Source organism: Novosphingobium sp. PhB165 (assembly GCF_004341845.1).
In the GTDB taxonomy this organism is placed as follows: Bacteria; Pseudomonadota; Alphaproteobacteria; order Sphingomonadales; family Sphingomonadaceae; genus Novosphingobium.
The window spans coordinates 74,484-87,020 of record NZ_SLVB01000012.1; the positions used below are offsets into that span (position 1 = coordinate 74,484).

Consider the following 12,537-nt stretch of genomic DNA (forward strand, 5'->3'; position numbering starts at 1 on the left):
GCACAGGCCCCGCCGGTCCGCAAAGGCGCAGTTCGCCGTCATTCGCCGCCGAAGTGGTACTTCAGCCGCACCCCGTACATGCGCGGCTCGCCATAGAGCGTGGCGCGATAGAGCAGCCCGGTGTCCTGATAGACGTCGGAATTGCTGATCCGGTAGAGGTTGTCGGTCAGGTTGGTGCCGAACAGGCCAAGATCGAAATTCGTGCCTGCCACGCCCTTCCAATCGAGCGAGGCGCTGAGCAGGCCGAAAGCCTCCAGATAGGCCCCCGGCTGGTTCTGCGGCAGCTGCACCGCCTCGGTATACTGGCGCGATGTGTGCGAATAGTTCACGAAAAGCGTCAGCGTGCCCAGATCGCCGCCAAGGTCGTGATCGGCGGAAACGTGGATGCTCCAGATGTACGGCGCGGTATACTGGAAATCGAGGCACGAACTGTCGGCTATACCGGTTCCGCCATAGGCCTTTGGCAGCACATAGCCATTGCAGGCCATGATCGGCGTGTTCGTCTCGAACTCATACTTGGTGTACTTCGCGTCGGTATAGCTGAAGTTGCCGCCGATCTCCAGGCCGGGGAACGGCCGCATCGATGCTTCCACTTCCACGCCGTTGATCCGCGCATCGGCATTGTTGGTGCGCGCGCCGCCGGCGTTGGTGGCCGGGTTGTAGTCTCCCGTCGCGCGCTGGATGTCCTTGTAGTCCACGTGATAGACCGACGTATTCAGGCGGAACGGCACTTCACCCAGGAAGAAGTCGGACTTCACGCCCGCTTCGTAGCTGGTGACCTTCTCCGGCTTGAAGGTGCGCGTATTCTCGAACACCGCATACTGGTTGAAACCGCCCGCCTTGTAGCTGTGGCTGACTTTGCCGAAGATCAGGATGCTGGGCGTGATCTTGTAGTCCAGCCCTGCCGTCCACGACGGTGCCTTGGTCCGCAGCGAGGCTTCCAGACGGCAGGTTGCCGCCGCTGTCGCGAAATCGACCAGCGAACTGTCTGATCCGCAGACCGCCTTGGTCGGATCGGCGGTGGAACGCTGATACTGGGACGCGAAACCGTCGATATGGTCCCAGGTGTAGCGGAAGCCGCCGGTGAAGCGCAGATTGTCCAGCGCCGGGGTCAGCGCGCCAAGGTCCAGCGTCGCCTGCGCATAGAGCGCCTTGGACTTCGTGCTGGTGCCATAGGTGTTGTATCCCGCCTCGCAGAAGCCGGTGTAGAGCGCCGGGCAATAGACGATGGCGCGCGATCCCTGCGGACCGTCGGGCTTCTGGTCGTAGTAGAAACCACCCACGGTCCAGTCCAGCCGGCCGCCCAGCGTCTTGCCCTGAAGCTGCAGTTCCTCGGTGATCTGGCGCATGTTATCGCGCGGTTCTTCGGTGTCCAGCGTGGCGTTGGTGTAAGTCACCGGATAGCCCAGCACCGGCATCGTCACCACGCCGGGCGCGGGCACCACGCCGGGATCGGCATCGTGCTGCTGCAGGATCGAGGCGTCGCCGTCATAGCGATAGCCCAGCTTCAGCTTCTGGTAGCTGAAGATATTGCGCAGCGTGACCGTATCCGACAGGTCGATCGAGGTAGTGTTGGTCACGCCCCAGGTCACCGTGCGCTGGAACACATCGGTGGAGAACGCGGTCTTGCGCGGGCCCAGCGCCTCCGCATTGGCGGTCACCGCACGGTAGACGTCGCAGGGCACGCCGATGGGGCCGGGCGTGTCCGGGGCATCGGCGCAGAAGCCCCGGCTCTTCAGCGCATCGATGTTGAAACCGCGATTGACCAGCCCTGCACCATTGTTGCTGGACTTCGAGTAGTAGGCCATCGTGTAGTTCTCGACACCGTCCACCGGGCGCAGGGTCAGGCCCATGCGGCCGGAATACCAGTGCTCGTCATCGCGATCCTTGTTGAAAGTGACGTCGCGGGTGAAGCCGTCGCGGTCGTGATAGGCGCCGGCCACGCGCAGCAGCACTTTTTCTTCGACGATCGGCAGGTTCACCGCGCCTTCCAGATAAGTGCGGTCGTAATTGCCGAATTCGCCCTTGATCCAGCCGCCCAGCAGTTCGCCGGGCTTCCTGGGCACCAGCAGCACCGCGCCGCCAGTGGTGTTGCGGCCGAACAGCGTGCCCTGCGGCCCCGCCAGCACCTGCATGCTCTCAAGATCCAGGAAATTGCCTGGCCCGCCCTGCTGGCTGAGCGTCAGCGCGCCCGGCAGCGGTACTTCGTTCATGTAGACGACCACGCCGGGCGATGCCTGGAAGGTCGCGCCCTGACCGCGCAGGGTGAAGGACATGGAATCGCGCGAACCCTGCCCGTTGGGCCCCACCACCAGCGAAGGGACGCTGGCCTGAAGGTCCTGCTCCTTGCCGATGCTCTGCTTTTCCAGCCGGTCAGGCGAGATTGCGGTGATCGCGATCGGCACGTCCTGCCCGCGTTCCGCGCGGCGGTTGGCGGTGACGATGATCTCGGTAATGCCCGCCGTGGCGGCATGGGCCTGTGGTGCAACGGCCGGGGTCGGCGCGGTTTGCCCGCTGTCCTGCGCCTGTGCCGTCATCGGTAACAATGCCGCCAGTGCCGCGCCCGACAGCCAGCAATGCTTCGCCCGCATCCGCACGGCGGATGCCAGTTCCTTCTTCTTGGTCACGATTGTCTCCCTCTCCACTCGACATCGTTCTTGTGTTCTTGTGCGGCGGGGGCCGCAGGTCCGGGGAAAGGCACGAAGGCGGTCGCCTGCCGAAACGTCATGTCGCGGCGAGTGTGATACTTCGTGCTATGGCCGAGTGGATCCACTGCCGGAAATCGGCAGGAAGCCCGTGCGGCACCTTTCCCTTTGCTTTATGATCTTGCTCTTTCTTTAGACCTATCACTTACGCAAAATGCCATCAAGGTCATATTTTATGTGATGATTGCGCATGAATATCGCAATACAATCCGCAAATGATAAAAGGCAAAAACACCGCCGAAGCCGCGAAAATCCGCGCCCTCTCGCTCCTGCGCCGCACGCAAACGAAAAGGGCCGGAGGCGTGCCATTCCGCACGCCCCCGGCCCTGACAATCGAAACCTGATGCTCAGGAAGAGGTCAGACTCCGAATCCCCCTGAGACCGAGATCGACTGGCCGGTGGTATATCCGCCCTCGTTGCTCGCGAAATAGACGCAAGCATGGCCGATCTCTACCGCCGTGCCCCAGCGCTTCAGGCAGAGCAGCTTTTGCGTCTCTTCCACCCAGGCCTGATCGAATTGCCCCTGCTGGGTCAGTTCGTGGAGCTGCCCGGCGTCGATCACGCCCACCAGGACCGAATTGGCGCGGATGCCGAAGCGACCCTCTTCCTTGGCGATGCCCTTGATCAGTTGTTCGTTCGCAGCCTTCACCGCCACCGACATGCCATCGCGCGCCGGCCACCAGTCGTGCCCGGCAGACCCCAGCGTCACGAAGCTGCCGCCGCCCTGCTCGCGCATATGCGGGATCACCGACTGCGCGGCTGCGAAGAAGCCGTGCACTTCGACATCGAAGGCATGGCGCCATTCCATCATCGGCGTTTCGGCCAGATAGCGCTGGTTGACCAGCGGCCCGGCGCCCCAGACCACCGTGTGGATGCGGCCGTGTTCGGCAATGGCGGCGGCGATGGCATCCTGCACTTGCGCCGCGTCGGTGACGTCCGCCGCATGAACGCTCGCCTTGCGGCCCTGCGCCTCGGCATAAGCGGCGACCGCTTTCGCCTTATCGGGCTTGCTGCGATAGACCACTGCCACGTCGCTACCGGCATCGGCGAAGCAACGTGCCACGCCTTGCCCAATTCCGCCGCTGCCGCCGAACAGCAGCGTACACCCCGCTGGAAATGTCGCCACGGGTTCCCTCCCTTCGATGTTGTAAAGTAAAGCAGCGGCCTGCCGAAACAGGCCGCCCCGATCAGGCGGCCACGCTACCGGGTCGCTTGTCCAGCGTGACCACCAGACCGTTCACGCGGCCCTGAATTTCCGGAGCCTTGGCGCGGGGATTGAAGAACTGGCGATACCAGCTGCGCACTTTCCCGTAGGGCCCGTCCGCTGGCACTGCCATGGGGTTGAGGCAGGCGCGCTTGTTCGCCCAGATTTCCACGTCCTGCGCGAAGGCAAGGCGGCTGCCTTCCTGATACATCGCCGCATTGGCGCGATCCTCATCGGCGATCTCGCGCGAGCCGTCGTGCACTTTCACCATCAGCCCGTGCCATGCGCGCGAACGGCCATCCTCAATCGGTGTATTGGCGATCATGATGAAGCTGTCGAACGCACCGGCCATTTCGGACTGGAGGAAGCCCGGCCCTTCGTACCAGGTATCCAGCACCAGCTGATCCTCGGCCGAAGCCGTCAACGTGCGGTGTCCTGCGCTGTAGTACTGGTGGACGACGTGGTTCTGGAACTCGTTGGCGAAGTACTGGAAATCCTTGGCGCCATGGATCGGCACGAAGTGGCCATAATCCGCCATGTTGTCGACGATCTCGACACCGTGGACGTTGAGATCGCCCATGAAGTCGATCTTCCATTCCACCCAACCCGGCTCACCGTAATGGCCGCCGAATTGGGGCAGGTCGTAATCCGGCTCCAGCCCTTCCTCGTCGTGCCACATCCACAGGATGCCGGCGCGCTCGACCACCTTGTAGGTGCCCAGCTTCGCCGCCTTGGGCACGAAATCCGAATAGGGGATGTGATTGCACGCGCCGTCCGGGCCGTAGCGCCAGCCGTGGAACGGGCAGCGGATCGATTCGCCTTCAACATGTTCGGCGTCACGCACGATGTAGGACGTGCTGTTCTTCGCCAGATGCGCGCCCATGTGCGGGCAATAGGCATCGACGACATAGGCCGTGCCCGATTCGCCGCGATAGAGCACCAGATCCTTGCCGAAATACCGGATCGCGGCGGGCGTGCGCGTCGCCTCCTCTGCCGCTCCGATCATGAACCAGCCACGCGGAAATGCGTGAGGCCCAAGGCCATAGTCGCTGGTAGTGGCCATTTGCATCGACTCCTTATGCTGCGCCTGCTTACGGCGGCGCATTCCTTGTCCATTTAGCCGTTCGATTGGCGATTTGCGAAGAGAATTGACCTGCACATAGGTTGTGCAAATATGCACGCCTTATGGAATGGAGCGATCTTCAGATCTTTCTGGCTGCCGTGCGCGCCGGTTCGTACACCGCCGCAGGGCGCCAACTGGGCATCAACCGCACGACGGTCGGCCGCCGGGTCGATGCGCTGGAGGCGGCGCTGGGCGTCGCGCTGTTCGAGGAGGGACCGCTGGGCCCCGCGCCCAACCGCGCCGGCAAGCGGCTGCTGGCCGCCGCCGAAGTGATAGAGCGGGAAGTCGCCCGGATGCGCAGCGATCTGGCGCTGCCCAATCTGGCCCAAGGCCCGGTGCGCGTGGCGGGCAGCGGGGGCATCGTCAGCGAGTTCCTGCCCGAATTCGCCGAATTCCGCCGTCACCATCCGGAAGTGTCCATCGAACTGCTGGGCGAACTCGATCCCATCGACGCGGTGACCTACCGCCGCGCCGATCTGGCCATCGCGCTTGTGCGCAAGCCGCCGCTGCGGCTCTGGGGCGTGGAGCTGGCGACTCTGGCGCAGGCCCCATACGCCCGGCGGGACGGGGCGGCACAGCCTGCGCAACTGGGCTGGGGTTTCGAACTCGACGCCGCCCTGCCCGGCAGCCAGTGGACGGCCAGCAATCCGGCCGGCGAGGCGGCGGAAAAGGCCGGGCTGACCACCTTCAACGCCTGGCCGCAGATGAAGCAGGCCGTGCTGGCCGGGCTTGGCAACGCAACGCTCTGGTGCTTCGCGGCCGATGGCGAGCCCTATCTGGAACGCCTTGCGCCGCCCGATCCACGCCATGACTGCCCGTTATGGCTGCTCCATCGCGCCAAGGCGCCGCCCAGCGCGGGATTGAGCGCCCTGATCGCCTTTCTGACCGAGGCCCTCAGGGCGCGCGTGACAGGCCCGCCAACAGTTTGAACGCCCACGAAGGGTCGTCCCCGTCGGCGCGGCCATGGCTGGCTTCCGCGCCCAGTTTTGCCATCGCGTCTTCGTCCACCGCGCGCACTTCTCCATGATCGAAGACGAGTTGGCGGTGGAGGAATTTCCATGCTCCGTCCCGCCGCTCGTAGCGGTCGAGATAGCGGCCGTGGACGATATATTCGGTCCGCTCCGGCGGATGCGTGCAGTGCCATGCCCGCACGAGGTGCTCGCCCTCCGCCCGGTCTCCGTCGATCACCACGACGCTGTTGGCGATCGCGTGGATGGTCAGTTCCCATGGCGCCATCGCCTCCGGCAGCCACTCGACGAAGGCATCGGGCCCGCCGCGGAACATCGTGCCGTGATCGTCCACCGCATCGTCATGATAGAGTGAGCGGACCAGCGCGAAATCGCGCCGGTCGCACCCCCGGCAATAGCGCGCGACCAGATCGATGATCGCCATGCGATCGCACTGCTCCTGCCAATCGGGCATCGTCCCCTGATCCTTTCACCGCTACGGCATATTGTTTTCGATTTTCAGATTTTATTACCTCATGTATTACGCAAATCCATGATCGAATCAAATTCTACAGAGGGATTGCCGAATCAGCCGGCCATGAAGGCGGCGCTAGATGCCTATGTCGAGCGCATCAACGCGGGCGACGTTGAGGGCATTCTCGCGCTCTTCGCGCCGGACGCGGTGATTGAGGATCCAGTGGGCACCGAAGCGAAGACCGGCGCGGCAATCCGGGCATGGTTTGCCGATACGGTCGCGTTCGAAACGCGCATCCATCCGCTCGGCCCTCCGCGCGGATCGCAGGGTCGGGAAGCGGCGCTTGCCTTCGATGTGGAATTCACCCCGCCGGACAGCCCGCGCCTGCGCATTCGCTCGATCGATGTCTGCAGCTTCGACGCGCAGAACCGGATCACCTACCTGCGCGGCTATTGGGGGCCGGACGATATCGGCCCTGCCCATAGTCGGGCGTGAATCAGAAATAACGCCAAGGCCGAAGACGGCACGGCATAAAGGAGAGGATTGACCCTATGGCCACGATCGCCCCCACGGACGAAGCGGCATCGTTCACCTGCGACGCTCTGCTGGACGCTGCCCGGCAGCGCGCCGGGCTGAATGATTTCGGAGACACCTGGTTCCTGGAACCGATGGAACGCTATGTAGAGGCGGTCCACCGCGAAGCCCGGCTGACGCCCGCCGGCTATGCCGCCCAGCGGGAAGTCGTGGTGAAGGGGCTGACCAGCCGGCTGCGGATGATCGAAGACATCCGCCGCGCGCCGGAAATTCTTGACGAGCATGTCGAAGTGGCCGGCGTGATCCTGGGCCTGCCGCGCACCGGCAGCACGATTTTCCACCGCCTGCTGGCCGCCGCGCCGGGAATGACCGCGGTCCGCTGGTACGAAGCGCAGAACTTCGCGCCTTTCCCGGATGAGACCCCCGGCGATCCACGCGAACGACGCGCCTATGCGCAGGCCATGATCGACGGCTGGCTCCAGGTATCGCCCGAACTCGTATCGATCCACCCCCTCGACCCCGAGGCGCCGGACGAGGAGATCCTCATCCTTGGCCAGATGTTCGTTTCGACGATGATCGAGGGCATGAGCTTCGTCCCCTCCTTCGCGCGCTGGCTGGACGGATACGACCAGTCACGCGGGCATGAGGATCTGAAGACCATCCTCAAGTACCTGCAATGGCAGGATCCGGCCCGGCGCGGGGCGAAGTGGATCCTCAAAAGCCCCTCCAACCTGCCTTACGCCGAACTGGCCGCGCGCGCCTTTCCGGAGGCGCTGCTGATCATGACGCACCGCGATCCGGCAGAGGTCGTGCCCTCCTACGTCAGCATGGAAGCCGCGCTCTACAAGCTGGCGGCGACGGTGGACGATCGGGAAGTCGGCCAGTTCTGGTCCGCCCGGCTGGCCGAATGGATGGCCCTGTTCGAACAGGCTCGCGCCCGCATCGGCGAGCATAGGTTTGTCGATATCGATTACCGCGCCGTCGCGCGCGATCCCATCGGGCAGGCGGAACGGGTGCTGGCACGGATGGGCGTGGCGCCGTACGAAGCCGCGCTGGCCGAATTCATGGCCGGGAACAGCCGCGAACAACGCCCGACACACGACTACGCGCCGGAGCGCTTCGGGGTAGACATGGCAACGGTGCGCGACGCCTTCGCCGGATACCGCGCCCGCTACCTGTCTTAAGGTAGCGGGAAGGATCGGCGCGATCAGCTGTTCGCGCCGGTCAGGTCCCGTGCAGCGATGTAGCCGAAGGTCATGGCCGGGCCGATGGTGACGCCAGCACCCGGATAGCTTTCCCCCATGGCCGATGCGGCATTGTTGCCCACGGCATAGAGGCCGGGGATGGCGGCGCCGTGATCGTCCACCACTTGCGCGCGCGCATTGGTGCGCAGGCCGCCGTTAGTACCGATGTCGCCCGGATAGATCGGCAGGGCATAGAACGGCCCTTCCGTCAGCGGGCGCAGACAAGGGTTCGGGCCATGGCGGTAATCACCGTACATCTTGTCATAGGCCGCCTCTCCGCGATGGAAGACGGGATCGCGGCCTTCCGCCGCATGGACGTTGAACTGTGCCACGGTGCCGGCCAGCGCGGCCGGATCCATGCCGATCTTTGCCGCCAGTTCCTCCACGCTCTGCCCCTTGCGCAGGATCTGGCGCACGCCGCGCGATTGCAGCCAGTCCGGCACCAGCGGCAGCAACGGGCCCATCGGGAACTGATGGCGATAGCGATTGTCGAAGATCATCCAGCTAGGGCTGGCATCGCCATGGTCGCGCTGGCGGCGCGCCATCTCCTGCCCGGTGACGTGGTAGGACGCCGCCTCGTTCAGATAGCGCTCGCCCTTCTGGTTCACCATGATGCAGCCCGGCAGTGCCCGCTCGATCGTGCAGAGCCTGCCGCGATCCTCACCCGGAACGTAGAACACCGGCGCGGCCCAGGCCGATTGCAGGTTCATCGTACCCGCCCCGATCGCCGCGCCAGCCCGGATGGAATCGCCGGTATTGCTGGTGACGCCGCCGGACAGTTTCGCCTGCGGATAAAGCGGCGCATTGGCATCGCGCATCTGCTGGTTCTTGTCGAACCCGCCCGCCGCCAGCACCACGCCCTTGCGCACGCCGATCCGCAGGGGCTTGCCGTCGCGCTCCACCACGATACCGGTGACGCGGCCGTCCCCGTGCTCATCCTCGCGCACGATCTCCCGCATCGGGCTCGCCAGCCACACCGGCACGCCTGCCTCGTCCAGCGCCAGCCGCAGCGCTCCCGTCAGCGCCGTGCCCAGAGTCAGGCGGCGATCCTTGCGCGAAGTGAAGCGGAACGGTAGGTCCAGCCAATACTTGCCCATGTTGGCGACAAGGTGCGTGAACCAGCCCTTGGTGCGGTAGAGCAGCTCGTAGGTCTCCGCGAAGGTCCACTGGAGATAGCCGAACAGGCTGGCTGCCGGGGAAGGAAAGCGCTGCGTGCGGATCGCCGCGCCCAGCAGCTTGCCGTCGAACTCCAACGGCAGATGGGTGCGGAATCCGGTAGGCGAGCCGCCCGGATTTTCCGCATGATAGTCGGGATAGGGCTGCGCCTGATAGCGCACGCGCGTATTGGCGGTGACCCAGCGCAGCATGGGCGCGGCATTGTCCACGTAGGCGCGGATGTTGGCATCGGGCACATTGGTGGCCGAAAGCCCGCGCACATAGCGGAAGGCATCGTCCAGATCGTCCACAAACCCGGCTTCACGCGCCTGGTCGCTGCCCGGAATCCAGATGCCGCCACCCGACGTGGCGGAAGTGCCGCCCCACAGTGGGTCCTTTTCGACGATCAGCACATCGGCCCGGTTATGCGCCGCGACCAGCGCGGACAGCATCCCGCCTGCCCCCGATCCGACGACGACGACATCGACGACTCTGTCCCACTGCGCGCTCGAATTCCCGGTCATGCCTCTCACCCGGCCGGCAGCCCGGCCTCTTTATAGGATCTTGTGACGCATGTTGCGATTGATATTGCGCTCCTGTCAACTCCATGCGTAAAATGACACGTCATTTTTTACGAGTCATTCGGGTAAAAGAGCATAATGGTGGAGATGGAAGGTAAAGTGGCGCTGATTACCGGCGCGGGACAGGGCATCGGCCTGGGCGTGGCGCGGGCGATGGCGCAGGCCGGCGCGAAGGTGATGCTGGCAGGCCGCACTTATGACAAGGTGCTACAGGCGAGGCAGGCGATCGTCGCGGAAGGCGGCGAGGCGCAGGCACTGGCCTGCGACGTCTGCAATGCCGAGCACATCGACGCGGCGGTAGAGGCCACTTGCGCCGCGTTCGGCGGGATCGACGTGCTGGTCAACAACGCGCAGCAAGTGCCGCTGGGCAAGCTGGACGATGTGACGGACGAGGCATTCATTACGGGCTTCGAATCCGGTCCGCTGGCCACTTTCCGCCTGATGAAGCGCGTCCAGCCGGTGATGGCGGCGCGCGGCGGCGGCACGATCTTCAACTTCGCCTCCTCCGCCGGAATCCGCTGGGACATGACCGGATACGGCGCCTATGCCGCCGTGAAGCAGGCCACCCGCGCTCTGACCCGCGCTGCCGCCGCCGAGTGGGGCCGCGCCGGCGTGCGCGTGCTGACCATCGCGCCGCATGGGGAATCGCCCGGCCTCAAAGGCTGGATCGAACACAATCCGGCAGAGGCCGAAGCTTTCTTCCGCACCATTCCGCTCGGCCGGATCGGCCGGCTTGAGGAAGACATCGGCCGCGCGCTGGTGGCCCTGTGCGGCACCGACCTTGGCTATCTGACCGGCGCCACCATCCCGCTCGACGGCGGGCAGGCCAACTTCGACTGAGGGAGACGACAGAACGTGGAGAAGATCGTCGCTGCCCTTTGGGCACCTCAGGATGAAAATCGCGCCGCCTATGCGGAGCGGCTGCTGGCCGGATTGCCCGCCGCGCTGCAGGCGGCCGGTGCGCAGCGCGTGCGGCTGAACTTGCGCGATGCGGCCGTCGCGCCGGCCGACCAGATGATCCAGCGCTGGCAGGCCCCGCAGCAGGATGCGATCGTCCAGTTCTGGCTGGATTCGGCCAACAGCCGGTTTCGCGGCGCGGTAGACGCCGTGCTGGCGGAATATTGCGACCGTTTCGCCGCATGGCTGGTCTGCGAATCTACCATCATCGCCAACGACGCGCACCCGCCCCGGCCCGACGCGCGGACCTGGGGCTGGAGTCAGTCGACATTCCTAGCGTTCCGCCGCGATATGAGCCGCGACGCCGCGCTCGCGCACTGGGTGGGCGAACACACCCGCGTCGCCATCGAGACGCAATCGAACTTCGAATACGTGCAGAACATCGTCGTGCGCCCGCTCACGGCAGATGCGCCGGCCTACGATGCTTTCGTAGAAGAGTGCTTCCCGGCCGAGGCGATGTCCGCGCCGGAAGTGGTCTTCGACGCGGCCGGCGATCCCGCCAAGTTCGAAGAGAACGCCCGCATCATGATGGACAGCTGCACGCGCTTCATCGACTTTTCGCGGATCGATGTGATCCCGACCAGCCAATTCCAGTTCGCGGACTGACGCACGCGCTGACTGTAGACAAATAGAACCAACGGGAGAGAGAAAATGGCGCAAGGAAACGGAAAGGTCGCGCTCGTCACTGGCGCAAGCCGGGGCGCCGGGGCGGGCATTGCGCGCGGCTTCGGCGAAATGGGCTACACCGTCTACGTCACCGGCCGCACGACCGTGCCGGGCGATGCCAAGGGGTGGGACGGATCGGTGCTTCCGGGCACGGTGGCGGAAACCGCCGCCCGCGTGAACGAATTGGGCGGCACGGGCATCCCGGTGGTCTGCGACCATGCCGACGATACGCAAGTCGCCGCGCTGTTCGACCGTATCCTGCAGGAATCCGGTCGACTGGACGTGCTCGTCAACAATGCCGCCTATATGCATCACCAGCTGATCGCCAAGATGCCGTTCTGGGAGAAGGAGCTGGACGCACAGAAGATTCTCGATGTCGGTCTGCGCTCCGCCTATGTCGCCAGCTGGCACGCGGCGCGGATGATGGTGCCGCAGGGATCGGGCTGCATCGCCATGACCTCTTCCTTCGGCGCTTCCTGCTACATGCACGGCCCCGCCTATGGCGCGCAGAAGGCCGGGCTCGACAAGCTTGCGCACGACATGGAGCACGATCTGCGCGGCACCGGCGTTGTCGCCGTCTCACTATGGCTGGGCCCGCAAGTCACCGAACGGGCAGAGATCGCCCGCCGCACCAATCCCGAACAGTATGAGGCTTTCGCGGAAATGGCGGAGAACCCGGAATTTTCCGCGCATGTGCTGGAAGCGATCCAGAACGCACCGGATCGCGAGGAGCTTTCCGGCCAGACGCTCATCACCGCCGAAGTCGCCCGCACCCTGGGCGTTACCGATCGCGGGCGCGAGCGTCCCTCACACCGCGAGATGCTGGGCAGCCCGCGCCCGAAGAACCCGGCTGCGGTCTATTGACGCTGACCGCCCGCAGACCAGACTGAGGAATGACACCGGCGAGGCGAACGCGCCCGCCGGTCAAGGAGAGGAACGCCCCGAG

11 protein-coding genes are annotated in these 12,537 nt (G+C 64.9%); 6 read left to right on the plus strand and 5 right to left on the minus strand.

Features of this window, described 5'->3' with window-relative positions:
- Window positions 1-38: 38 nt before the first annotated feature.
- The 3 genes from EDF56_RS23275 to EDF56_RS23285 form a co-directional block, all read right to left on the minus strand.
- The gene (locus EDF56_RS23275; protein ID WP_243652809.1) at window positions 39-2,627 is read right to left on the minus strand and encodes a TonB-dependent receptor; all 2,589 of its coding nucleotides are present in this window, start codon (window positions 2,625-2,627) and stop codon (window positions 39-41) included.
- A 436-nt stretch (window positions 2,628-3,063) separates the two neighbouring features.
- Window positions 3,064-3,831: an SDR family oxidoreductase gene (locus EDF56_RS23280; protein ID WP_132392093.1), complete on the minus strand. Its 768-nt coding sequence runs from the start codon at window positions 3,829-3,831 to the stop codon at window positions 3,064-3,066.
- A 61-nt stretch (window positions 3,832-3,892) separates the two neighbouring features.
- Window positions 3,893-4,972: a Rieske 2Fe-2S domain-containing protein gene (locus EDF56_RS23285; RefSeq protein WP_132392095.1), complete on the minus strand. Its 1,080-nt coding sequence runs from the start codon at window positions 4,970-4,972 to the stop codon at window positions 3,893-3,895.
- A 122-nt stretch (window positions 4,973-5,094) separates the two neighbouring features.
- Between EDF56_RS23285 and EDF56_RS23290 the strand changes: the two genes are divergently transcribed.
- Window positions 5,095-5,961, plus strand: coding sequence for a LysR family transcriptional regulator (locus EDF56_RS23290; RefSeq protein ID WP_132392097.1), 867 nt, complete (start codon window positions 5,095-5,097; stop codon window positions 5,959-5,961).
- Here the strand turns inward: EDF56_RS23290 and EDF56_RS23295 are convergent.
- Window positions 5,927-6,454 (minus strand): nuclear transport factor 2 family protein, encoded by a 528-nt coding sequence (locus tag EDF56_RS23295; RefSeq protein WP_132392099.1) that lies wholly within the window; start codon window positions 6,452-6,454, stop codon window positions 5,927-5,929. The genes EDF56_RS23290 and EDF56_RS23295 overlap by 35 nt on opposite strands.
- A gap of 123 nt (window positions 6,455-6,577) precedes the next feature.
- Here EDF56_RS23295 and EDF56_RS23300 point away from each other — a divergent pair, with 123 nt between their 5' ends.
- Complete coding sequence (locus EDF56_RS23300) at window positions 6,578-6,949, plus strand: nuclear transport factor 2 family protein (RefSeq protein WP_132392101.1); 372 nt, start codon at window positions 6,578-6,580, stop codon at window positions 6,947-6,949.
- Between the two features lie 56 nt (window positions 6,950-7,005).
- Window positions 7,006-8,172, plus strand: coding sequence for a sulfotransferase (locus tag EDF56_RS23305; RefSeq protein WP_132392103.1), 1,167 nt, complete (start codon window positions 7,006-7,008; stop codon window positions 8,170-8,172).
- A gap of 23 nt (window positions 8,173-8,195) precedes the next feature.
- On the opposite strand, the gene EDF56_RS23310 is transcribed toward EDF56_RS23305, so the two are convergent.
- The gene (locus tag EDF56_RS23310; protein WP_132392105.1) at window positions 8,196-9,911 is read right to left on the minus strand and encodes an FAD-dependent oxidoreductase; all 1,716 of its coding nucleotides are present in this window, start codon (window positions 9,909-9,911) and stop codon (window positions 8,196-8,198) included.
- A gap of 135 nt (window positions 9,912-10,046) precedes the next feature.
- Between EDF56_RS23310 and EDF56_RS23315 the strand changes: the two genes are divergently transcribed.
- Genes EDF56_RS23315 through EDF56_RS23325 form a run of 3 tightly spaced genes read left to right on the plus strand, consistent with a single transcriptional unit; the run spans window position 10,047 to window position 12,455 of the window.
- Entirely contained in the window at window positions 10,047-10,808 is a 762-nt protein-coding gene (locus EDF56_RS23315) for an SDR family oxidoreductase (protein ID WP_132392107.1), read from the plus strand.
- A 15-nt stretch (window positions 10,809-10,823) separates the two neighbouring features.
- Window positions 10,824-11,531, plus strand: coding sequence for an EthD domain-containing protein (locus EDF56_RS23320; RefSeq protein ID WP_132392109.1), 708 nt, complete (start codon window positions 10,824-10,826; stop codon window positions 11,529-11,531).
- A 45-nt stretch (window positions 11,532-11,576) separates the two neighbouring features.
- Complete coding sequence (locus EDF56_RS23325) at window positions 11,577-12,455, plus strand: SDR family NAD(P)-dependent oxidoreductase (protein WP_132392111.1); 879 nt, start codon at window positions 11,577-11,579, stop codon at window positions 12,453-12,455.
- Window positions 12,456-12,537: the final 82 nt, after the last annotated feature.

What these genes read in the sequence shown, in the direction of transcription:
- EDF56_RS23290 (WP_132392097.1), top strand. Translation starts at nt 5,095, where the DNA reads ATGGAATGGAGCGATCTTCAGATCTTTCTGGCTGCCGTGCGCGCCGGT.
- EDF56_RS23325 (WP_132392111.1), top strand. Translation starts at nt 11,577, where the DNA reads ATGGCGCAAGGAAACGGAAAGGTCGCGCTCGTCACTGGCGCAAGCCGG.
- EDF56_RS23310 (WP_132392105.1), bottom strand. Translation starts at nt 9,911, where the DNA reads ATGACCGGGAATTCGAGCGCGCAGTGGGACAGAGTCGTCGATGTCGTC.
- EDF56_RS23300 (WP_132392101.1), top strand. Translation starts at nt 6,578, where the DNA reads ATGAAGGCGGCGCTAGATGCCTATGTCGAGCGCATCAACGCGGGCGAC.
- EDF56_RS23285 (WP_132392095.1), bottom strand. Translation starts at nt 4,972, where the DNA reads ATGGCCACTACCAGCGACTATGGCCTTGGGCCTCACGCATTTCCGCGT.
- EDF56_RS23305 (WP_132392103.1), top strand. Translation starts at nt 7,006, where the DNA reads ATGGCCACGATCGCCCCCACGGACGAAGCGGCATCGTTCACCTGCGAC.
- EDF56_RS23315 (WP_132392107.1), top strand. Translation starts at nt 10,047, where the DNA reads ATGGTGGAGATGGAAGGTAAAGTGGCGCTGATTACCGGCGCGGGACAG.
- EDF56_RS23295 (WP_132392099.1), bottom strand. Translation starts at nt 6,454, where the DNA reads ATGCCCGATTGGCAGGAGCAGTGCGATCGCATGGCGATCATCGATCTG.